At 75.9% G+C, this 22018-nt stretch carries 17 protein-coding genes and 1 pseudogene; 4 read left to right on the forward strand and 14 right to left on the reverse strand.

Annotated features, from left to right (window positions below; all coding sequences use genetic code 11):
- Window positions 1-45: 45 nt before the first annotated feature.
- The 3 genes from ACYQ02_RS00055 to ACYQ02_RS00065 all read right to left on the reverse strand — a co-directional run bounded on the left by ACYQ02_RS00055 (window position 46) and on the right by ACYQ02_RS00065 (window position 4004).
- Window positions 46-660, reverse strand: coding sequence for a glycerol-3-phosphate acyltransferase (locus ACYQ02_RS00055; protein ID WP_460038391.1), 615 nt, complete (start codon window positions 658-660; stop codon window positions 46-48).
- Window positions 661-795: 135 nt separating this feature from the next.
- A complete protein-coding gene (locus ACYQ02_RS00060; RefSeq protein ID WP_460038392.1) occupies window positions 796-2205 on the reverse strand; it encodes a hemolysin family protein in 1410 nt (469 codons plus the stop codon).
- 299 nt (window positions 2206-2504) lie between these two features.
- Window positions 2505-4004: a hypothetical protein gene (locus ACYQ02_RS00065; RefSeq protein ID WP_460038393.1), complete on the reverse strand. Its 1500-nt coding sequence runs from the start codon at window positions 4002-4004 to the stop codon at window positions 2505-2507.
- A 351-nt stretch (window positions 4005-4355) separates the two neighbouring features.
- Between ACYQ02_RS00065 and ACYQ02_RS00070 the strand changes: the two genes are divergently transcribed.
- Complete coding sequence (locus tag ACYQ02_RS00070; protein WP_460038394.1) at window positions 4356-4871, forward strand: NUDIX hydrolase; 516 nt, start codon at window positions 4356-4358, stop codon at window positions 4869-4871.
- A 276-nt stretch (window positions 4872-5147) separates the two neighbouring features.
- On the opposite strand, the gene ACYQ02_RS00075 is transcribed toward ACYQ02_RS00070, so the two are convergent.
- The 5 genes from ACYQ02_RS00075 to ACYQ02_RS00095 all read right to left on the reverse strand — a co-directional run bounded on the left by ACYQ02_RS00075 (window position 5148) and on the right by ACYQ02_RS00095 (window position 11146).
- Window positions 5148-6023, reverse strand: a complete 876-nt coding sequence (locus ACYQ02_RS00075) for an inositol monophosphatase family protein (RefSeq protein ID WP_460038395.1) — start codon at window positions 6021-6023, stop codon at window positions 5148-5150.
- A 225-nt stretch (window positions 6024-6248) separates the two neighbouring features.
- Window positions 6249-7778: a tripartite tricarboxylate transporter permease gene (locus ACYQ02_RS00080; protein ID WP_460038396.1), complete on the reverse strand. Its 1530-nt coding sequence runs from the start codon at window positions 7776-7778 to the stop codon at window positions 6249-6251.
- A gap of 51 nt (window positions 7779-7829) precedes the next feature.
- Window positions 7830-8654 (reverse strand): tripartite tricarboxylate transporter TctB family protein, encoded by an 825-nt coding sequence (locus tag ACYQ02_RS00085; RefSeq protein ID WP_460038397.1) that lies wholly within the window; start codon window positions 8652-8654, stop codon window positions 7830-7832.
- 128 nt (window positions 8655-8782) lie between these two features.
- The gene (locus ACYQ02_RS00090) at window positions 8783-9976 is read right to left on the reverse strand and encodes a tripartite tricarboxylate transporter substrate binding protein (RefSeq protein WP_460038398.1); all 1194 of its coding nucleotides are present in this window, start codon (window positions 9974-9976) and stop codon (window positions 8783-8785) included.
- Between the two features lie 390 nt (window positions 9977-10366).
- Window positions 10367-11146, reverse strand: a complete 780-nt coding sequence (locus ACYQ02_RS00095; protein ID WP_460038399.1) for a hemerythrin domain-containing protein — start codon at window positions 11144-11146, stop codon at window positions 10367-10369.
- Window positions 11147-11721: 575 nt separating this feature from the next.
- On the opposite strand from ACYQ02_RS00095, the gene ACYQ02_RS00100 reads away from it, so the two are divergent.
- Window positions 11722-12282: a hypothetical protein gene (locus tag ACYQ02_RS00100; protein WP_460038400.1), complete on the forward strand. Its 561-nt coding sequence runs from the start codon at window positions 11722-11724 to the stop codon at window positions 12280-12282.
- 275 nt (window positions 12283-12557) lie between these two features.
- Here the strand turns inward: ACYQ02_RS00100 and nth are convergent.
- Together nth and ACYQ02_RS00110 are read right to left on the reverse strand one after the other, a co-directional pair.
- Window positions 12558-13157 (reverse strand): annotated as a pseudogene (nth, locus tag ACYQ02_RS00105) (endonuclease III); the annotation flags it as partial.
- 284 nt (window positions 13158-13441) lie between these two features.
- On the reverse strand, window positions 13442-14230 hold the full coding sequence (locus ACYQ02_RS00110; protein WP_460038401.1) for a hypothetical protein: 789 nt from the start codon (window positions 14228-14230) through the stop codon (window positions 13442-13444).
- A 398-nt stretch (window positions 14231-14628) separates the two neighbouring features.
- On the opposite strand from ACYQ02_RS00110, the gene ACYQ02_RS00115 reads away from it, so the two are divergent.
- Window positions 14629-16068, forward strand: coding sequence for an FMN-binding glutamate synthase family protein (locus ACYQ02_RS00115; protein ID WP_460038402.1), 1440 nt, complete (start codon window positions 14629-14631; stop codon window positions 16066-16068).
- 24 nt (window positions 16069-16092) lie between these two features.
- Here ACYQ02_RS00115 and ACYQ02_RS00120 read toward each other — a convergent pair whose 3' ends face one another.
- The 4 genes from ACYQ02_RS00120 to ACYQ02_RS00135 all read right to left on the reverse strand — a co-directional run bounded on the left by ACYQ02_RS00120 (window position 16093) and on the right by ACYQ02_RS00135 (window position 20741).
- Window positions 16093-17412, reverse strand: a complete 1320-nt coding sequence (locus ACYQ02_RS00120; RefSeq protein WP_460038403.1) for an NAD(P)/FAD-dependent oxidoreductase — start codon at window positions 17410-17412, stop codon at window positions 16093-16095.
- 325 nt (window positions 17413-17737) lie between these two features.
- Window positions 17738-19138 (reverse strand): sensor histidine kinase, encoded by a 1401-nt coding sequence (locus ACYQ02_RS00125; RefSeq protein ID WP_460038404.1) that lies wholly within the window; start codon window positions 19136-19138, stop codon window positions 17738-17740.
- Between the two features lie 24 nt (window positions 19139-19162).
- A complete protein-coding gene (locus ACYQ02_RS00130) occupies window positions 19163-19837 on the reverse strand; it encodes a response regulator transcription factor (protein ID WP_460038405.1) in 675 nt (224 codons plus the stop codon).
- Window positions 19838-20126: 289 nt separating this feature from the next.
- A complete protein-coding gene (locus ACYQ02_RS00135; protein WP_460038406.1) occupies window positions 20127-20741 on the reverse strand; it encodes a DoxX family protein in 615 nt (204 codons plus the stop codon).
- A 299-nt stretch (window positions 20742-21040) separates the two neighbouring features.
- On the opposite strand from ACYQ02_RS00135, the gene ACYQ02_RS00140 reads away from it, so the two are divergent.
- Window positions 21041-21556, forward strand: a complete 516-nt coding sequence (locus tag ACYQ02_RS00140; protein ID WP_460038407.1) for a Fur family transcriptional regulator — start codon at window positions 21041-21043, stop codon at window positions 21554-21556.
- The last annotated feature ends 462 nt before the right edge of the window (window positions 21557-22018 follow it).

Here is a 22018-nt window from a genome sequence, read left to right on the forward strand (position 1 = left end):
TGCCAAGCCCCAACCATCGGGACTCCGGTTCCAACCGCCAGAACCCTAGATCCACCGGCCGCGCTGGCGGGTCCACTGCAAATAGCGCAGCCCCACGGTCACCATGGCCGCCACCGCCGCCAGCACCCGCCAGCCGGGGACGTGCCCCACCGCCATGAAGACCAGCCCCAGGGGAAAGCCGACGATCCCCACCCAGGGGGTGCGGCGGCGCCACAGGGCGACCAGGCAACCGGCGAGCAGGGCCGGGATCAGGGCAGCGGGCGCCAGGTACACCGTGGCGCCGATGGCGCTGGCCAGGCCCCGCCCCCCCGGCCGAAACCGGCGCTGGGCCGGCCAGTTGTGGCCGGCCACCGGCGCTACGGCGGCGGCCACCAGCCACCAGCCGCCACCCCCCAGCCGGTCCATCAGGGCCACCGGCAGCAGACCCTTGGCAAAGTCGAAGGCGAAGACGATCAGGCCCGCGGCGGGACCGGCCTGGCGCCACGTGCCGGCGGTGCCGGGTTCGTCCCCCAGTTCGCGGGGCGAGGCCCCCCGCCGCCAGCGGACCAGGTATTCCGCGGGCAGCACCCCGCCCAGAAGATAGGCCAGCACGGGGATGACCCAGATCCATCCAGGGGCCGCCGGGGCGGACGGCCAGGCCATGGCGAATCCCCGCTCCATCTGCGCTCCCTCCTGCCCGGCAGGGGTTGCAGGCGCCGGCCGCCCCGGCCGGTTCCACCGCCCGGCCCCGTCTCGCCGCCGGCCGTCCCCGGTCCCCCGGGTCGGGCGGCCCAGCCCGCTGAGCCGGCCGGCACGTTAGGGGGACGGCCGCCGGCCCGGTTCCACCGGGTCCTTGGGCATCGGGTCGAGGGGTTCGGGTTCCGGCGACGCCCCGGGTGCGGGCCCCGTGCCGGCTGCGGCGGGGGTCTCCGGCGCCGGGCGCCCGGCGACCTCGGCCGGCTTGCGTACCCGGACGGCGGCGATGCGCAACCCCTCGCGCCGCTCCACGATGAAGGACCAGCCCTGGTGCTCGAACCCCTCGCCCACCTCGGGCAGCCGGCCCAGGTTGTAGAGGACGAACCCGGCCACCGTCTCGTAGTGGGGGCTGGCGGGGATGCCCAGGTCGAGGCGCTCGTTGGCATCCTCGATGGAGGTGTCGCCCTCCAGCACCCACTCGCTGGCCGCCACCTGGCGCCCGCCGGGCAGGCCGCCTCCCACTTCCCCGACGATCTCCTCCAGCAGGTCGTCCAGGGTGACCAGGCCCGCCACCCCGCCGTACTCGTCCACCACCACCGCCAGCCGGAACCGGTCCCGCTTCATCTCCTTCAGCAGGTCCAGGGCGAGCTTGGTCTCGGGGACGAACCGGACGGGGCGCATCAAGCCTTCCACGGTCTCCGGGCCGTCCCCTGCCAGGGCGGCCTGCAGCAGGTCCTGGGTACGGACCTGGCCGACGATGTCGTCGGGCCCCGTCCCCGTCACCGGGTAGTGCTGGTGGCCCGCCTGCAGGGCTCGTTCCACCGCCCGGGCCAGCGGCAAGTCCCGGGGCAGGGTGCGCATCTCCGGCCGGGGCACCATGACCTGGCGGACGATCCGGTCCCCGAAGTCGAAGACCCCTTCGATGAGCTGCTTCTCCTCCGATCGCAGATCCTGGTGCTCGGCGACGTAGAAACGGATCTCCTCCTCGGTCAAACCCCGCTCCTGGACGTCGACCCGGCCGCCCAGGGCCCGCACCACCAGGTTGGTCGAACGGGCCAGCAGGGTGGTGAAGGGTGCAGCGACCCGGGCCAGCAGGGCGATGGGCCGGGCCACCCTCAGGGCCAGCCCTTCGGGGTTCTGGAGGGCCAGGCGCTTGGGGGCCAGCTCGCCCAGCACCAGGGTGACGTAGGAGATCACCACCGTGACCGCCCCGACGGCCACCGAACCCGCCAGGCCCGGCCCCAGGCCGAGGCGCCGCAGCCAGGCGGCCACGGGCTGGGCCAGGGTGACGGCGGCGGAAGCGCTGGCCAGGAAGCCGGCCAGGGTGATGCCGACCTGGATGGTGGCGAGGAACCGGCTGGGGTCGGCCATCAGCCGCCGGGCCACCTGGGCCGCCCGGTGGCCCTCCTCCGCCAGCTGGTGGATGCGGGCGTCCCGGGCGGCGATGACCGCGATCTCGCTGGCGGCGAAGAAGGCGTTGACCAGCACCAGGACACCGATCCAAAGCAGCTCCGGCAAGACGCCGGCCACCGGCGAACCGCCCCCTTCCCCACCCGGCCCTGGCACGGCCCGGGAGATCTTCCTGCACGCGTGGTTTCTTCCAAAGAATATATCCGTCTTCCCCGCCGCCGGGGAGGGTGGGGCGGCCCGCGCCCCACCGCCTGCCCGAACCGGGGCGCAGGGGCCGGGGAACCCAGCGGGCCGGGCCGGCAAGGGCAAAGAAACGGGCCGCGGGCGGCTCGCCAGCCGCCCGCGGCCCCGGTCGGAAACGAGGATCCCGGCGAGACCGGTCCGGCCTTCCCGGGACGTCCAGAGGGTCGGCGGGAAGCTCAAGGGGCCGGCCGGATCTCGGCCACCGTGCCGCCCTGGATCAGCACCTCGACCCGCTGGCCCAGCAGGCCCGCCAGGTCGATGCCCAGGAACAGGCCGTTGCCGCCCTGCAGGGCCAGCCGCCGGGGATCGACGGGCAGGTTCACCACCCGGCCGTCGTCGAGGCGCAGCCGCAGGTGGAAGGTCCCGCCGACCTGCCCCTCCGCCCGGCCCGCACCGGCGGCCTGCCCCTGGCTGCCGGAACGGGCCTCCGCGCCGGCTTGCGCCTCCCCGCCCGCAGAACCCTGGGCGGAGCCGGTCAGCGAGCCGAGGAGGCCCTCCAGGCCCGGGCTGTCCAGCAGCACGCCCTCCAGCCGGAGGCTCGCCTTGCCGGCCAGGACGCTTTGCAGGTCCACCGCCTGGGACGAACCGGCCGCCCCACCGGCCGCCCCGTCGCCCTCGCCGCCGCCCTGGCCGGCTCCCGCCGTCACCGTGGCCTGCCCCTGGGCGCCCGTCCTGACTTCAGACCCGGCCGCGGCCCCCAGGTCCTGGGGCAGGGTTCGTCCCACCCGTTCCGCGGCCCGCTCCAACATGGAGCGCCAGACTTCCAGGGGCAGCGGCGTGAGGGGCTGCAGGGCCGGCCCCGCCCCCGCCTCGACCCGGGCCTGGACGATCCCCAGGTCGAGGCAGATGGCCAGCGCCCGCTGCTGCTCCTCCGTCAGGGACGCCAGGCCGCCGGCGGCCTTACCCACGGCGCCGGCCAGATCGCCGGCCCGTTCCTGGATGTTCGGCTCCGGCACGTCCGCCCCCGCCTGGACGAGCCCCCGCACCAGGACGGTCGCCGCCCAGGCCAGGGTCGCCGGCCGCTCCGGCTGCAGGGCCCCGCCCGCCGTCAGGTCGCCGGCCTGCACCAGCCCGGCCCGGATCGCCGCCTCCACGCCGTCGCGGTAGGCCTGGGGGATGGCCGCGGCATCGATCACCGCCTTGCCGTCCACCTCCAGGGTGGAACCGGCCGACCCCGCCACCCGGGCGGCCGCCTCCCCGGCGGTCCCGGTCGCGGCCGCCTCACCGCCCGCAGCCGGGCCGGCGGGTTCCGCCTGCGACCCCCGGGCCAGGGTCGTCTCCACCTTCTGCCACAGGGCGACGACCAGCCCCCGGATCCGCTGCCACAAGCCCAGCACGGGGCCCGGGGCCCCCTCGGCGCCCGCGGCGGGACCGCGGCCCGTCAGGCCCGTCGCCGCGTCGCCGGTCGACACCGGGCCCCCCTGGCCGCCGGCCTGGACCTGCCCGGACGCCGCCGCCTGGGCGCCGGCCTCCGGGCTCGCGAAGACCGCCGCCGCCTCGGCCAGCACCTGCGCACGGGTGACCACGTGGCCCTGTGCCGATGCCGAGCCGGTTCCCGCGGCCGCCAGCAAGGGGGTGGCCAGCAGCGCTCCGGCGGCCACCAGCGCCAGCACCGTGACGGCGAGCCGCCACCTGCGACCCCACCGCCCGCCTGCAAGCCTCATCGTCGGATCCATGCGCCGGAACCCACCTCCTGTCTTGTCCCTCCCCGGGGGATGACCGGCCACCGGCGACCGGCCGGCCCGGCGGCGGCCCTCCCCGCACCACCGCCCGGCGGGCCCAGCCGGCGCCCTGCGGCGGCCGGTTCTTCCCCACCCGAGAGAGGGTTTCGAGTCGGATCCCAGTTTTTTGGGCTTGTCCAGCATTTTATCGGGATTGTATTACGTTTTGCGTCATTTTCTACTGTTTTCGCTCGACTTGAGGTCCAGGACGGGGATCCCTATGCTGGAGAGAAGATCCCGGTCGGGGCCCCCGGGCGGGGGGAAGACCCCGCCAGCGGATCGAACTCCTCCGTGGAGGTGAAGCGGGTGGCGACCTTCCAGTATCCAACCCATCCCCGCCCGTCCTGCCATGCGGTGGTCAGCGACGGAGAGCGGGTCGTCCTGGTGCGGCGGGGCGGCGAGCCCTTCCGCGGGTGGTGGGGCCTGCCGGGCGGGGCGGTGGAACTGGGCGAGACGGTGGAAGAGGCCCTGCGCCGGGAGGTACGGGAGGAGACGGGCCTGGAGGTCGAGGTCCAGGACTTCTTGATGTACAAGGACGCGGTCAACCGGGACGAAGCCCGCCGCGTCCGGTTCCACTACGTGATCCTGTTCTTCGCCGCCCGGCCCGTGGGCGGGACCCTGCAGGCGGCCGACGACGCCGCCGAGGCCGCCTGGGTGCCCTGGGCCGAGGTGGACCGGTACCGGCTGGTCCCCGGCACCGAGCAGGTGCTGTCGGCGTGGCGGGCGGTGCGGGGGACGAGCCGGCCGGCCGGCGCGGGCACCGGAGGCCCTCTGGGCGGCGGGCGCCCAGCGGGCGATCCCCTCGGGGGAAGGGAGGCCTAGGGGCGGGCACCGGCTCACACCCCCCGCGGCCCGGGTGACGCCCGTGAACCCCACCGGCCCTCCGTCCTGCGGGCGTCCCCGAACAACAACGGCGTCCCCGGTCGACACCGGCGCCCTGGGGGGACGCGGCCGGCACACCGGCCCCCGCCCCACGGTCCCCCCGCCCCACCGTCCCATCGCCAACCGCTCGGCCCGCTGCCAAAACACCGCCGCAAAACCCCGCCGCCAACACCGCCGCAGGCACCGCCGCAGCCAGGCACGCCCGCGGCGGCCGGATCAGCCGTTGCCCAGCCCGCCGCGGGCCGGTTCCTCCCGGGCCGCCCCTTGGAGAAGGCGCACCAGGGCCTCGTGGATGCGCCCGTTGGTCGCCACCACGGACGGCTGCCAGACGTCGAAGGCGCTGCCGTCCAGCCGGGTCACCCGGCCGCCGGCCTCCCGGACCACCAGGGTCCCCGCCGCCAGATCCCAGGGCCCCAGGCGCAGCTCCCAGAAGCCGGAGATCCGCCCGGCCCCCACGTAGCACAGGGACAGGGCGGCCGAGCCGATGGCCCGCACGTTGCGCGCCTCGGCCAGCACCGCCCGGAACAGGTCCAGGTTGATCCGCTTGCCCTCGACGGCGTCGTATTGGAACCCCGTGGCCAGCAGGCTCTCGGCCAGCTCCTCCTCGGCGGACACCCGCAGGGGCCGGCCGTTGAGCGTGGCCCCGTGCCGGCGCACCGCCACGTAGAGCTCGTCCTGGATCGGGTTGAACACCGCCCCCGCCAGGACCTCGTTGCGGTACAGGATCGCCACCGAGGTGGCGACGATGGGCAGGCCGTGGATGAAGTTGGTCGTCCCGTCGATGGGATCGACGAGCCACTCCCACTCCCGCTCCCCGGCCGCCTGGGCCACGGCCCCCTCCCGGGATCCCGCCTGGCCGGAGAGGACGCGCCGGGAGATGTCCTCCTCCCCCACCACCGCGTGGCCGGGGAACTGCCGCTGGATGTACGCGGCCAGCTCCGCCTCGATGGCCTCGTCGGCCTCCGTCACCAGGTCGTAACGGGAGGTCTTGGTGCGGACCCCCGTGGCCGCACCGAAGTGGTGGCGCAACATCTCGCCGCCCCGCAGGGCGACGTCGATCACGGCATTCCGCAAGGTCTCCGCATCGAGCATGACGGCACCCTCCTGTTGGCCCCCGGGCCCCGGCGGCCACGAAGAACCCGCGCCCCGGGGCGCGGGTCGTCCGCGGGCGTCCCGGCCGGAGCCGGGGCACCGGTACCATTGTCGCAAACCGGGCGGGCCGCCGCCACGCCGGCACGAAGACCGGCGGCCCACCGGCCCCCCATCGTCCGCCGGCCGTCGGGCGCCGGGCGCCCGGCCGTCCGGCCGCCGGGCGGGTCAGCCCGTTGCCGCCCGCCCCGCCGCCCCGGCCTCGACCGTTGCAGCGCCCGTCCCTTCCGCCGGCCGCCGCCAGAGCAGCCCGATGGCCAGGACCGCAGCCGCCAGCGCCAGGAAGGCCGCCGCCAGGGGCCGGGTGACGAAGATGGCCGGCGAGCCCCCCGCCATGGTCAGGGACTGGCGGAAGGATTCCTCCATCATCGGCGCCAGCACGTTGGCCAGCACCAGCGGCGCCACGGGGAAGTCCAGCTTGCGCAGGCCGTAGCCCACCACCCCAAAGGCCATCGCGACCCCCACGTCGAAGAGGGCGTAGCGCAGGCTGTAGGCCCCCAGGGCCGAGAGCACCAGGATCGCCGGCCCCAGCACCGCGAAGGGGATCCGGGCCACCCGCACCCACAGCCCGATCAGGGGCAGGTTCAACACCAGCAGGATCAGGTTGCCCACGTACATGCTGGCGATGATGGTCCAAACCAGTTCGGGGTGCTGGCGGAACAGGCCGGGCCCGGGGTCCAGGCCGTACATCATGAGCCCGCCCAGCAGCACCGCGGGCACGGGCCCCGAGGGCAGCCCCAGGGAAAAGAGCGGGACGAACCCGCCCGTGGAGGTGGCGTTGTTGGCCGCCTCGGCGGCCGCCACCCCCTCGATGGCCCCGCGGCCGAAGCGCTCGGGGTGCCGGCTCACCCGCCGTTCCGCGTCGTAGGCGACGAAGGTCGTCACCGAAGGGCTGCAACCCGGCAGCAGCCCCAACAGGAAGCCGATGAGGCTGCCCCGCAACATGGCGGGCGTCCCCACCTGGAGGTCCCGCCGGGTCGGCAGCCACCCCCGCACCCGGGTCTCGTAGAGGTGGGTGACCCGCTCCTCGGCGGCCAGCAGGACCTCGCTGACGGCGAAGAGGCCGATGATCACGGCCACGAAGGGGAACCCCGCCATCAAGGGCAGCCAGCCGAAGGTCCAGCGGGCCGCCCCCGTCACCGGGTCGAGCCCCACCATGGCCACCAGCAGGCCGAGCAGGGCCGAGGCGGCGCCCTTGAGACCTTGCCCGCCCGACAGGCTGGCGACCAGGGCGCCGGCCAGCACCGTCAGGGCGAAGTATTCCGGCGGGCCGAAGGCCAGCGCCACCTCCGCCAGCGCCGGGGCGAAGAAGGTCAGGCCCACCAGGCTCAAGGTCCCCGCCACGAAGGAGGCCAGGGCCGCCATGCCCAGGGCCGCCCCCGCCCGGCCCTGCCGGGCCAGCTGGTAGCCGTCCAGCGCCGTCGGGACCGACGAGGCCTCCCCCGGGATGTTGACCACGATGGCCGTGGTCGACCCGCCGTACATGGCGCCGTAATAGATGGCCGCCATCATCACCAGCGCCGGCCCCGGCGGCACCATCACCGTCAGGGGCAGCAGCATGGCGATGGCCGAGGTGGGGCCGATGCCGGGCAGGACCCCCACCAGGGTCCCCAAGAGGCAACCGGCCAGCCCGTACAGCAGGGTCTGGGGCTCCAGCGCCATGCCGAGCCCGTGGAGAAGCCATTCGAAGGACGTCACCGCTCAAGCCCCCCATCCGGTCCGGGGCCCGGTGACGGGCACCGGGGCGGCCTACGGGCCGCCCCCGATCCCCCCCACCAGGCCCGGCAGGCCCGCCAGCACCCCCAGGGGCAACGGCACCCCCAGTCCCCGGACGAACCCGGCCCACAGGCCAAGGGCCAGGAGCCCGCCCGCCAGGGCGGCGACCCACCAGCGCCGCTCGCCCAGATACCAGGTCATGCCCGCCATGAACAGGGCGCTGGCCAGGGGAAAGCCCAGGACCGGCAAGGCCGTGGTGTAGGCGGCCAGCGCCGCCACCGTGACCGCCAGCCGAACCCGGCCCGCCCAGGCGTCCCGGCGGGACGCGCCGGGCACCCGCTCCAGGGCCGCGCCGGACACCCGCTCCACGGCCGTGACGGCTTTACCGCCCCCGGCCCCCGCCCCCTGGCCGCCGCCGGCGACCGGGGTTGCAGCCCCGCCGGAGACCGGGCCGGCGGCCGGGGGAGTCTGCCAGGCGGCCGAGGGAGTCTGCCCGCCGGCCGGTTCGTCCGGGGAAAGGGCGGCGTCACCCCGCGGGCCGTTCGCCCCCGAGCCGGGGGGCGGGGCCCCCGGCGGGGCCTCCCCCCAGCTGCCGGCAGGCCGAGGCGCTTCCACCGCCGCCGGCGCCTCCGCCGCCTGAGCCGGTCCCCGCGCCGGCCCGGCCCGCCGCGCCTTCCACCAGGACCCCGCCGCCGTCGCCACGAGGCCCAGTCCCGTCAGTACCAGCCCGGCGGCCACCAGGGACGGCAACACGCCGGGCCCCATCACGCCCGCCACCGGGGCCCGGGGCGGGGCGCCGGCCAGGGCGACGAGCCCGAGGAGGACGAGGCCGGCTCCCGCCGCCGCATCCCGCTTCATGCCGCTGCCTCCTCCCGGTTCCTCCTTCCCAGGACGCCCAGGACGTCCAGGACGTTCGGGACGTCGAGGGCGTCCAGCGCGTCCCGCCGGACGCTCCCCTCCCGCCTCACGCAGGGTTCACGAAGGGCCTACTGCTGCAGGTCGGGCAAGAGGGCCTGGTAGGTGGCCCGCACCTGCTCGATATAGGCCTTGCTCTCGTCGTGGCCCATGGCCAGGGGCACGAAGCCCTGCGCTTCCATCTGGGCGCGGATCGCGGGATCCCGGGCGATGGTCAGGAACGCCTGCTCCAGCTCGGCGATGATCTCCGGCGGCGTTCCCGCCGGCACCCCCACCCCCCGGTCGATCCGCTCGACCAGATCGATGCCCTGCTCCTTGAAGGTGGGGGCGTCGGGCAGCCCCGGAAACCGCTGGTCGGCCGCGATGCCCAGCACCCGGATCCGGTCCCGGTACTTGACCAGGTCGTTGGAGTTGGCGAAGACCGCCGCCACGTGCCCGCCCAGGAAGGCGGTGATCTGGGGGGCGGCGCCGCTGAAGGGGACGTAGGTCAGGTCGATCCCCGCCAGCTTCTCCAGCCGCACCGTGGCCACGTGATGCCCGGAGAAGGTCCCCGAGCCGCCCACGGTGATGGCGCCGGGATTCGCCTTGGCCGCGGCGATGAACTCCTCCAGGGTCTTGTAGGGACTCGAGGCGGGCACCGCCAGGCCCAGGGGGGTCGATTGGAAGAGCACCACCGGCTCGATCTGCTCGGTGCGGTAGCCCGTCTGCTGTTGCAGGGGCTGGAGGATGATGTGGGGCAGGTTGATCCCCGCCACCACCGAGCCGTCGGGCCGGCTCCGGACCAGCTCGCTCCAGCAGAGGGCGCCGCCGCCGCCCACCTTGTACTCGATGGCCACCTGCCGGCCCAGCAGCCGCTCCAGGTGGGGCTGCTGTCGCCGGGCCTCGATGTCCGACTGGCCTCCGGGGTCAAAGCACACCAGGTAGGTCAGCGGGCCGCGGGCCCCGCCGGCCGGCTGCCCGCTGCCCGAGCCGCCCGCGTTGGCCTCGCCGGCGCCGCCCGCCGCCGGGCCCGCTCCCCCGGACGAACCGGCCCCCTGGCCGTCCTGGGCCCCCGGCCCCGCCCCCACGGCACCGCCGGCGCTGCAGCCGGCTGCGATCAGGGCCAGGGCGAGGAGCAGGGCCAGCAGGACGGGCAGGAAGCGGGATCCCGCCGGCCCATGGCGGCCGGTGGGCCAGGCAGCCGTCCCCGCCCGGCCGTCCGGGCGCCCCTTCAGGGCGGGGGCCCCTTTCGCCGTGGCGGGCGCCGGTTGTCTCCGGATCCCCATGGTCTCGTCCTCCCCTCCCGGCGGAGCGGCGGGACCGGGTGCGCTGGGCACCGGTCCCGCGGCCCTGGGCGTTCATCCCGCCGGGCTAGGCGTACTGTATGCCCGCCGGGGAGGCGACGTGCCGCATGGCGGGAAGCCGGAACGGGGAGGCCGGCGCCGCCGGCCTCCCCGGCTCCGCCGGCGGCCCGGAAGCGGAGACGGCGAGCCCCATGACGGCAAGCTAAACCCTGGCGCGGGCCCCGGCGGCGCGCCGGAAGCAAGACGAGACGACGAGCCGCATGATGGCAAGGCGAAACCATGGCGCGGGCCCCGCCGGCAGCCCGGGAAGCGGCCGCGGCGGGCTGCGAGGACGGAGGCCGCCGCGGCCGGGACGGCACCGGATGGGAGGGCCTACTTCCGGCTGCGGGCGTAAGGCCGCGGGGTCCGCAGCCGCGGGGCGGCCATGGTGGCCGGCGGGTCGCTAGCGGGGAAGGTGCCCTCCACCACGTCGTCGTAGTCGAACCGGAACTCCTCCATGCCCCGGACCAGTTCGCCGGCGATGCGGGCCAAATCGCCGTCCAGCCGCCGGCGCGCCTCGGCGAACAGCTCGCCCTCCTCCGCGGCGATGTGCTGGTGAAGGGCCTCCGCCAGCCCGGCGATGAGGCCATCGAGGGAGCCTGCAGCCGGACCATCCATGGCACCGGCGGGCGCCGGCGATCCGCTCCAGCCGCCGGCCGCCCGGGGGCCGGCGGTGCGGGAGCCGCCGGGGGGCCCGCCCAGACCGTCGGCCGCCATCTCCAGGCGCCCCGCGCCGGGCCCCGGGCCAGCGGCCGGCTCCGTGGCGGAACGGCCGCGGCCGGGGGCCGGGACGGCCCCTTCCACCCCCTGGCTGGCTTCCACGGCGGCGGCCAGCCGCTTGGCCAGTTCGTCCAGCCGGCGGTGTTCCCGGGCCCGGGCGGCCAGTTGCTGGGCCATCCCGCTGCCGCCGTAGAGGCGCAAGGCCGGATAGAAGGCCTCCTGCTCCAGGCGCCGGTGGGCGTCCAGCTCATCCATCAGCTGGGCCACCACGCCGGGGCGCTCCCCCGCCTCCGACCGCACCCGTTCCAGCAGGGACGCCAGCCGCCGGTGCTGCTCGTGGAGGATCTCCAGCGCCCGCTCCCCGGGCCCCTTGGTCGCCACGCCGTCGTCCACGGCCCATCCCCCCTTCGGTCAGCGCTAGTTTTTCCAACCCGGCCGCGGCTCTGCGCTAGAGCGCCCGGCCCCGGCGGTGCGCCAGGGCTCCGCCACCACGCCACCCCCCGGCCCTTCGCTGCTCGCCGGGCCCCCAGGGCGGTGCGCTAAAAGGGGCCGGGAGGTCCCCGTGCCGGTGGCCTCCCAGAGACGCAATGCAACGGTCTGGTGAGCCGTGCGTGGAGCCAACGGGGTGTTTCCGGCATGTATGAGCCGCCAGCGTACCGGCCATACTGGAACGTGCCCGGGCACCAAAAGGAGGAAGCAGCTTGGTCGGCAAGATCAGGCCGCGCCGCGTCATCATGCCGTCCGACCTGGTGGGCCGGGAGGGCCCCAGCCGGCCCCGCTCCGGACCGGTGATCCACTACCGTCTGGACGAACCGGCGGCGGCCGCCGCCCATCCGGGGCCCGGGGTCCGGCCGGACCGGCCCGCCGATCCGGGGGCCGCGGGGGCCGCCGGCGACCGGCCGGTTCGTCCGAACCGGGCACGGAACCCGCGACATCCGTCATCGAAACCATCGGGAGGAGGAGGACAGATGCAGGAACCCATGACCCAGGGGGCCAGCCAGGCTTACGCGATGCCGGGTGCCCATCCCGCTGCCGGGGCCCCGGGATCCGGCGCCGGGATGCCGGGTGGTCCCGGCGGCCAGCCGGCAGGGACCGGCGCCGCACCCGGCGCCCTCTCCGGCCGGGTCGACTTCCAGCGCCTGAGCCCCCAGGAACAGCGCCAGGCCTTGCTGGAGCTGGTGCGGGACGGGCGCAACGACGAGGAGATCGGGGCCATGTTCGGCCTTAGCCAGTGGCAGGTGCGCAACCTGCGTTACCGGCTGGGGATCAAGAAGGACCGGGGCGGGAACGTCCACCTGGAGCCCATCCGCATGCGGGGGGTGGAGGCGGCCGATCCGGTCGACGCCTTCGAGACCGGCGAGGGCCGGCCGCGCCTGGCCCTGACCCTGGAGGGCGAGTTCAGCGGGACCACCCTGGCCAGCTACCTGGAGGGCATCACCAGCTTCGTCGGCGCCGCGGGGGAGCGGCCCTTCCGGGTCCGGTGCTTCGTCTGCGAAGCCGGCGGCGACGAGGGCGACGACGACCGCTGAGGGGCGGCGGGAACGCCACCGGTGAATCCGGGGCCCCGGGGCCCATGGTCCCGGGGCCCCGGTGCTTGCCGCCGGCATCCTGGCCTGGAGCATCGCGGCCTGGCGGCCGATCAGCGGTCGCCGGTCCGGGCGCCGCCGGCCGCCGCCGTCGACCCCGCGGCCGTGCCGGGGGCCTTCGCGGCCGTCGCGGCCACCTGGGGCGCCGGGGCGGCCGCCCCCGGGCCGGCCGGTTCGTCCCCGGGGACCGGCTCGGCCCCCTGGGTCCGGGCCCGTCCCGTGGGGCAGTCGGGCCGCAGGGCGCACAGGTCGCAGCGCGGGTTGCGGGCGTGGCAGATCCGCCGCCCGTGCCAGATCAGCCAGTGGTGGGCCCGGGACCACTCGGCCTCCGGGATCTTCGCCATCAGCTCCTGCTCGACCCGCTCGGGGGTGGTCCCGGAGGCCAGGCCGAGGCGGCGGGCCACCCGGAACACGTGGGTGTCGACGGCGATGGCGGGGATGCCGAAGGCGTTGCTCAGCACCACGTTGGCGGTCTTGCGGCCGACGCCCGGCAACTGGACCAGCTCCTCCCGGGTCGCCGGCACCTCCCCGCCGTGCCGCTCCACCAGGATGCGGCACAGGGCCAGGAGGTTGCGGGCCTTGTTCCTCCAGAGGCCGATGGTGCGGATCATCGAGCCCAGCTCGTCCTCGCTGAGCTCCAGCATCGCCTGGGGCGTCGGGCAGCGGGCGAACAGGGCCGGGGTCACCTGGTTCACCGCGGCGTCGGTGGTCTGGGCCGAGAGGACCGTGGCCACCAGCAGTTCAAAGGGCGTGCGCCAGTGCAGGGCCGTGGTGGCCTGGGGGTACATGCGGGCCAGGGTTGCCCGGATGCGGGCGATGCGGGCCCGCTCGGCCTCAGCGGGCGGCTCGGCGCCCCCGGGGGCGCCAGGGACGGCCACCGCCTTGGGGGGCTCCCCCTTCCGCGGCGCCCGGGGGCGGCGGGTGGACGTTCTCGCGCCGGTGCCGGGCCGGCGGTCCCGGCCCGGGGTGGCGCTCGGCTCCCCGGCGGCGGGCGCCTTCGTCTCGTGGCGGTCTTCGGGCGATGGACGAGGGTTCACGCGCGTCACCGCCGCCTAGCCTACCACGATGGGGACGAACCGGGTAGCCCCAGGGTCCGGGGCCCTCACGCCAGCCGCCGCCCCAGTTCCTCCGCCAGCTGCCGGGCCACCGCCGCCCGCCCGCTGACCAGGCGTCCGTGGGGACACCACAGGGGCTCGTCCGGTGCCCAGACGGGCTCCGCCCCGGTCCGGCGGGGCAGCCGGTAGCGGGGGACGAACCCGGCCGGGGGCTCCGCCAGGGCGCGGAACTGCATGCCGCTGGCCCCGACCTGCAACAGCCACCCGGAGGGCGCGGCCAACCCGGGGGGCGCGGCAAGGTCGTGGGGCCGGCCCCCTCCCCGGCCCTCTGGGAGGGAAGCTGTCCCGGTCCCGGGGAGGCGCTCCCAGCGGGCGACATCGTCCCCACCCGCTCCGGCCCCTCCCCCCGGCGCCGGGCCACCGGCTCCCGTACCCGCCAGCTGGGCCAGCAGCCGCTCGAGGGTCGCCTCCACCCGGGCGGGCGGGATGAAGAAGAGGGATAGGGGATTGGACGGGTCGTTGGGGGCCGTCAGGCTTGCCGTGGCCAGGCATACGGGGCCGGCCGCCACGGCGCCTGGGGACGGCGATGAGGCGGCGGGGCCTTGGGGGGAAGACGCGCCCGGCGGGGCCGCGGGGCCCTCGCCGGCCGGGGCCGGTTCGGTACCGGCTCCGTCCCCGGGTCCGTACACCGGGACGGCCAGCAGGTGGAGCCAGGCATCGAAGCCGCCGGGCGGCTGGACCGCCTCCCGCCCCGCCGCAAGGGCCTCGCGGGCCGCCTGCCGGCCGCGTTCGTCCGGTGCCGGCCCCGACCCTGGGCCGGGATGGACCGCCGTCAACCTGGCACCCCCTCCGGCCGCGGTGGCCGGCCCGGGACCGCAACCCCGGCACCGGCCACCTGCGCGCCCCTCGGACTCGTCGCCGGCCACCCGTCGCCGGCAAGACCATCAACCGCATTGTACCGCACCCGCGGCCGGAGGACCGGTCGCAGGCTGCCGGGCCCCCGGAGGACCGGCCGCAGACCGGCCGGCCCCCGCCGGCCGCAGGCTGGCGAGCCAGCTGGCAGGACGCCGCAGGAGGTCCGGCCACCGACCGGCGGGCCCCCGGCGGTCGCAGGCCGGCGGGCCGCCGCAGGAGGTCCGGCCGCAGGGGACAGCATCCGCGGGAAGGCCGGCCGGCGGCCGGACCGGCCGCAGGAGCGCCGCCCGCAGGTGGACCATGGGAAGGAGGGATGGCCGTGCCGGGGTCGCCGGTGGCATCCAGCTGGAACGGATGGGCCTCCCTGCCCCTTCTGGTAGCGGCGGTGCTGATCGGCCTGGCCGTGGCCGGCGCCGCCCTGTGGCTCGGGCGGGGCCTGATCGTCGATCGCCTGACCGACCGCACGGTCCGCCGGCTGCTGCGCGAGCCCTACCGGGAGAACCTTTGGGACCTGGCCGTCGGCATGCACCGGATCCCGCCGGCCCTGCTGCTGGAGCTGGAGTTGCGGGCCGACAAGGGGGAGCTGCTGGAGCGGCCCCTCGGCGGGCTGAGCCGCTTCAGCCCCTGGGAAGCCATCGCCTTCAACCCCGCCCAGCTGGCCCGGCCGCCCCTTCCCCCCGGCGCCCCCGTGGACACTCAGGTGGTGCTGGGCCCGCGGGCGGGCCGGCCGCTGCGGCTGGCCACCCCCCTGCTGGTCAGCGCCATGGGCTACGGCATCGGCGTCAGCAAGGCTTTCGCCCTGGCCCTGGCCCGCGGCGCCCACCGGGCTGGGACGGCCTACAACGCCGGCTCAGGCCCGGTGCTGCCCGAGATCCTGGAGAGCGAGGGGCCGGTGATCCTCCAATACACCGGCGGCGCCTGGAACCAGATCCCGGAGGAACTGGCCCGCGCCGCCATGGTGGAGATCCGCCTGGGCCATGGCGCCCGGAGCGCCCTGGGCCGGCTGATCAAGGTCGACCGGCTGCCGGCCGAGGCGCGGCACCGCATGGGGGCCGGGACCCGGGACCACCTGGTCATCGACGCGCCGCTGCCCGAGGCCCTGGATCCCCGGGCCTTCCGGGACCTGGTGGAGCGGCTCCGCCGGCTCACCGGGGGCGCGCCCGTCGGGGTCAAGCTGGTGGCCACCCACGACCTGGAGCGGGATCTCCTCTACGTCCTCGACGCCGGGGTCGACGTCATCGCCCTGGACGGTTCCGAGGGCGGGACCACGGAGACCCCGCCCACCCTGGCGGACGACTTCGGCATCCCCACCCTCTACGCCCTGGTCCGGGCCGCCGCCCTGCTGGAGGCGGCCGGTCTCCGCGACCAGGTCAGCCTGATCGTCGGCGGCGGGATCCGGACCCCGGGCGAGGCCCTTAAGGCGCTGGCCCTGGGGGCCGACGCCGTCTACCTGGGCACGGCGGTGATGATGGCGGCCACCCACGGCCAGCTCAGCAAGCCCCTGCCCTTTGAGCCCATCACCCAGCTGGTCTGGGCCACGGGCCGGCTGGCGGGCCGGTTCGACCCCGGGGAGGGCGCCCGCACGGTGGCCCAGTTCCTGCGGGCCTGCACCCTGGAGATGGCCGAAGCCGCCCGCGCCCTGGGGCGGGAGCGCCTGAGCGCCATCGACCGCACGGACCTGGTGGCCCGCACCCCCGCGGCCGCCCGCATCCTGGGCCTGCCCCCCGCCTGGCGGCCCCCGGGCCGCCGCACCTGGTAGCCGCCCCCCACCCGCCGCCGTTGGTCAGAGCCGCAGGTCGCTGCTGTGGGCCGGCTGCAGGCTCGCCTCCGGGTCGAGCCGGGTCTTCAGCTGGCTGATGGCCATGGCGGCCTCGGCGAAGCCCACGGCGATCAGCTTGATCTTGCCGGGATACCGGGCCACGTCGCCCACGGCGTAGACCCGGGGCAGGGTGGTCTCGCCGCCGGGGCCGGTGACGATCTCGTGCCCCTCCACGGCGAAGCCCCAGCCCGCCAGGCCGCCCAGGTCGGCCTTGAAGCCGAGGCAGGGCACCAGCACGTCACAGGGCAGCTCGACGGCGGTGCCCTCGGCCTTGCGCGCCACCCGGACCCACTCCAGCCGCTGGCCGCCCCCGGCGTCGACCACCTCGGCGTCCAGCTCCAGCCGCACGGGGCTCTCTCGCAGGGCCCGCACGCTCTCCTCCAGGGCCCGGAACTGCCGGCGCCGGTGGACCAGGGTGACGGAGGCGGCCACGTCCAGGGCCATCAGCGCCCAGTCCACGGCGGCATCGCCGCCGCCGACGATGACGACCCGCTTGCCCCGGAGGTCCTCCAGCCGGCGGACGCCGTAGCTGAGCCCCCGCCCCTCCCAGCGGTCGAGGCCCGGCGCCGGCAACCGCTTGGGCTCGAAGGCGCCGAGCCCCGCGGCCACCACCACGCCCCGGGCCCGGACGAACCCGCCCCCTTGCAGGCCGATGCGGTACGTCCCCGGCTCACCCGGCGCCGCCGTGCCGGTGCCGGAACCCGGCGCCCCCCATCCGTCGTGGCCCTCGGGCACCAGGGTTTCCGCCCGGGTGTTGAGCCGCACCTCCGCGCCGAAGCGCAGCCCCTGCTCGATCAGCCGCTCGGCCAGCTCGCGGGCCCGCACCCGGGGAAAGCCGGCCACGTCGTAGATCCACTTCTCCGGGTAGACCAGGGCCGGCTGGCCGCCCAGCTGGCCCGCCGCCTCCAGGATCACGGCCCGCATGCCCCGCAGGCCGGCGTAGAAGGCGGCAAAGAGCCCCGCCGGACCGCCGCCGATGATGGCCACGTCATACACCGGGCCGTCGCCGTCCACGCCGCCGGCCGCCGCCTGGTTCCCGCCAGCCCGAGCCGGGGCCACCGGCGCAGCCGGCGCCTCCAGCTGCCCCTCCCCCTCGCGGCCAGCGGGTGCTGCCGCGCCACCGGCGTCCTGGGGTCCTCCTGCCGGCACTCGCTGGGGGTCGCCCGTCACCGGCGCCCGTCCGGTTCCGTTCCAGGCACCGGTCCCGTTCCGGCGCTCTCCGGGGCGGCCCGGCCGCTCCCCATGGTCGCCCGGCCGGCTGCCCGCGCTGTTCTCCGTCCCCACGGTTCCTCGCCTCCCCGTCCCGGCCGGCCCGCCGTGCCGGCCCGGCCGGCGGCGGCGGGAGCCTGCCGCGGCGGGGGACCGTCCCGGGCGGGGCGCCGCGGTCGCCGCGCCGCCACCCACCGCGTGGCGGTCGCCGCCCGCCTCCCACCGCGCCGGGACGGATCGGCCCCTGCCACGGCGTGCCGGTTCTTCCAGGGGCACCAGTCTAACGGAGGAACCTGAGGACCACCTGAGGATCGGCTGAGGAGGGCGGGGCCGGCCGGCCCCGGGGCCCCGGCGCCGCCCGCAGCGGCCCGGCCGGGGACCCGCCGGGCCTGCTGGCCCGTCAGGCCGGGAGGCGCACGGTGACGGTGGTGCCGCGGCCCGGGGTGCTGGCGATGTCGATGGATCCGCCGTGCTGGTCGACGATCCAGCGGGCGATGGGCAGGCCGAGGCCCGTTCCACCCGGGTCCCGGCTACGGGCCGGATCGGCCCGGTAGAAGCGCTCGAACACGTGGGGCAAGTCGGCAGGCGGGATGCCCACGCCGGTGTCGGCGACGGTCAACACGGCGCCGCCGTTGCCGGCCGCCTCCAACCCCAGGACGATCCGGCCCCCCGCCGGCGTGTACTTGATCGCGTTGTCCAGCAGGATCAGCAGGAGCTGCTTGATGCGGTCGGCATCGCCCCGGATCCGCACCGGCTCCAGGGGTTCGAGCACCAGCTCCTGGCCCTTGGCCAGCCGCCGGGCCTCCTGGAAGGCCTCCAGGACGACCACATCGACGTCCACCGGCTTGATCGCCAGGGGCACGCCCGCGTCGGCCCGGGCGAGGGACAGCAGGTCGGCCACCAGGCGGCTCAGGCGCTCCGCCTCGTTGCGGGCTTCGGCCAGGGCCTGGGCCTGTTCCTCCGGCGGCAGGTCCGGGCGGCGCCGCAGCAGGTCCAGGTTCCCCAGGATCGCCGTCAGGGGCGCCCGCAGCTCGTGGGAGGCGTCGGCGACGAACCGCTGTTGGAGCCGGTAGGCAGCCTCGATGCTGTCCAGCATCTCATTGAAGGTGGCGGCCAGCATGGCCAGTTCGTCCCGCCCGGCGGCCTGGACCCGGCGGGAGAGGTCCCGCGAGGCGGCGATGGCCCGCGCCGTCTCGGTCAGCCGGGCCACCGGCCGCAACGCGCTGCCCGCCACGGCCCAACTGCCGACCCCGGCCACCACCAGCCCCAGGGCGCCCAGGCCGGTGAGCAGCGCCCGGAAGTCGGCCATGGAGGCGTCCAGGCCCCCCAGCGGCGAGAGGGTCACCACGAACCCCGGCCCCGCGCCGGTGGGATCGCCCCCCCGGCTCACGGGGTAGACGAACACCCGCCAGCGCTGGCGGCCGTCGTGGACGGTACCGAAGGCACCACGGACCTGGTGGGGCACGTCGACGATGGACGGCGCCAGGGCCGGGAAGAAGCCATAGGCGGCTCCCTGGGGCCGGTCCAGGACCCGGCGGGGGTCAACCGGCGGGGCCCCGTCGTCAGGAGAGCGCTGCAGGAGCTGGCCGCCCCGATCGTACAGGCGCAAGACCAGGGCGACGCCCTGCTGGCCGGCCAGGTGGCCCAGGTGGGCGGAGGCGGCCGGGTCGGCGGCGGTGGCTGCAGCGGCCGCGATTAGGGCGCGGTCGATGGCTTCGTAGTGGGCACGGGCGTGGAAGGCGTAGCTGGCCATGGAACCGACCAGGACGACCACGGCCATGACGGCGCCGAACCACACCACCAGCCGCCAGCGCAGGGGCAGCGCTCATCCCTCCCGCAGCACGTAGCCGACACCCCGCACGGTGTGGATCAACCGCGGTTCGCCCTGGGCCTCCAGCTTCTGGCGCAGCTGCTTGACGTACACCTCGAGGACGTTGGCGTTGCCGCCGAAGTCGTATCCCCAGACCCGCTCGAGGAGCTGGTCCTTGTTCAAGACCTGGCGCGGGTGGAGCATGAACTCGTGCAGCAGCTTGAACTCCAGGGCGGTGAGGTGGATCTCCCGCTCGCCGCGGCGGGCCGTGTAGGTGCCGGTGTCCAGCACCAGGTCCGCGAAGCGCAGGACCTGGGGGCGCTCCGCCTGGTGCCGGCGCAGCAGGGCGCGGACCCGGGCCACCAGCACCTCGAAGGTGAAGGGCTTGACCACGTAGTCGTCGGCCCCGGCCTCCAGGCCGCGCACCTGGTCCACCGGCGCATCCCGGGCCGTGAGGAACAGCACGGGCAGCTCCGGGTCCGCCGAGCGCAGCCGCTGCAGGACCTCGAACCCGTCCATGCCCGGCATCATGATGTCCAGGATGACCAGGTCGGGCGGCCGCTCCCGGGCGATCCGCAGGGCCTCCTCGCCCGAGGCGGCGGTGTCCACGGCGAAGCCTTCGTAAGCCAATCCGCGCTTCAGCAGGCTGGTGATGGACGGGTCGTCGTCGACCACCAGGATCCGGTCCACACGGTCTCCCCCCGGGCGCAGGCCGCGCTGCCGCCGCGGCCGATTCCGCCTCCCATTGTCGCCGGGGGGGCGGACCCCGGTCAATGCGCTGGGATGCGCCATGCCGCCGTCGCCCCTTTCCGGCGCGACGGCGCCGGCTGCCGCCGGCGCCGTCGCGTACGCTGGATGGCTTGCCGGAACCCCCGCCTCTTGCGCCTCCGCCCTCCTGACGAACCCAGCCTCCGCCGCGTCCCAGGTTCCTGGCCACCGCCGGGCCGGCGGCCGCGGCCGCGCCCGGCCTCGCAGCCCGTCAGCGCCGCTTTGCCTCGAACACGGCCCCCGGCTGCCACGGCGTGCCCAGGGCGGGCAGGGCCCAGCGGTCCAGGCCGTACCAGCCGGCGACCCGCCAGGCCAGCACGAGCCACGTGGCGACGATGAACATCACCGGGTTGGCGCTGACCGTGCCGGCGAAGAGGAAGTTGGCGTTCATGAAGCTGCCGGCGAAGGCCGCGATGCCGGTGAAGATCCCCAGGATCAGGGCGACGCCGATCAACACCTCGCCGTAGGCCACCAGGTATCCGAAGACGGGCGCGTTGGGAAGCGCCACCCGATCGATGAACCAGGCATACCAGCCGGGCACATCGGGATGTTCCCCCGTCGTCTTGGCCAGGGCCCCCTTGAGGAAGCCCGCCACCGCCGCACCGGCCTGATCGCCCGTCCAGGCGGGATTGCCCACCTTGTGCAGGCCCGCCTCGAGCCACTGCCACCCGAGCCATACCCGCAGGACCAGCCAGATCCACGCCGACCGGGTGTCGCTGAACAACCACCGGGCGAAGGGGGGTTCGGTGAAGATGCCGTGCCGCTGCTGGATCCCTTCGACCGTCCTGGGCTGCGTCATGGCGCCCACTCCTCCCGTCGTCGCCATGGCCCATCGCCTCCTTCCGGCTCCAGCATGACGGGCGTGGCTGAACGGCGCATGAACGGGCTCTGAGGGGCGACTGAGAAAGCGGCCCGGCCGCCCCCGCCGCCCGGCGCAACCGCCGGCCCGCGCGGCGACCGGGGAGCCCTCAGCCGGCCCTCAGGGGGGCTTCAGGGGTCCATCAGGCGCAGGTGGCATGATCCCCTTGGGCCCATGCCGGCGCGGCGGCGGGGTGCGCCCCTTCGGTTGGCCGCCGCCCGGCGACCGGCCGCGCCCGTCAGGAAAAGGATGGGAGGTTGGACCGAATGGCGGAGGACCCCGGCCGGAGCGGCCTTCACGACGGCGCCGGCTCCCTCGATCCGGCCGTGCGCCTGGCCCGGCGCCTGCGGGACCAGGGGCTGCGGATGACGCCCCAGCGCCTGGCCGTGTACCGGTGCCTGCAGGCCTTTGCCGCACGGCACCATCACCCGACGGTGGAGGAGGTCTGGCAGGCGCTGGAGGGAGAGCTGCCCCAGGCCAGCGCGGCCACGGTCCGCCGGACCCTGGACCTGCTGGTGGAACTCGGCCTGGCCCGGCGCGTGATCTTCCCCGGCGAAGCCGAACACTTCGACGGCGACCCCCACCTGCACGTCCACCTGCACTGCCGCCAGTGCGGCCGGGTCGAGGACGTGTCCGTCCCCCAGCTAAAGGGCTTGGAAGACGAGATCGCCGAGCGGACGGGCTTCGTCCTGACCGGGCACTCCCTGGTGTTCACCGGCCTTTGCCCGGCGTGCCAGCAGGAGGCGGCGCCGCGGTGGCGGGCCGCCGGCGGGGTAGGCTAGGGCCGGCGCCGGCCGAGACCAGCGCCGGCCGAAACCAGCTCCGGCCGGCCAGGCCCACCTGCCCGGGGCGGCGGCAGCGCGGCTCCAGCAACGCGGCGAGCAATTGGCAGCGCAGGCCCAAGGGCCGAAGCGACGCAGCGCGCAGGTGGCAGCGCAAGTCCAGCAGCGCAAGTCCACGTGACACAGCGGGCAGGCGGCGGCACAAGCCCAAGGAGCTCCAGGACGGCGGACGAAACGCCCGGGCGGACGGCGGCGCAAGGCCGGCCACCGGACGAGGGCAGCGGCACGCGCCCCGGCAGCAGGACGAAGGCGGCCGCTCAAGCCAAGGCTGCTCCCCGAGGCAAGCGGCGAAGGTCCGGCCAGGAACCCCCCTCCCCCATGTCGAAGCCCGGGAGAGAGCCGGATGACCCGGTCGCGGCACGGCGCCAGGCCGGGCCACCGGCGGCGGCCAGCTCACCGGCG

It is taken from the genome of Thermaerobacter litoralis, assembly GCF_054654595.1.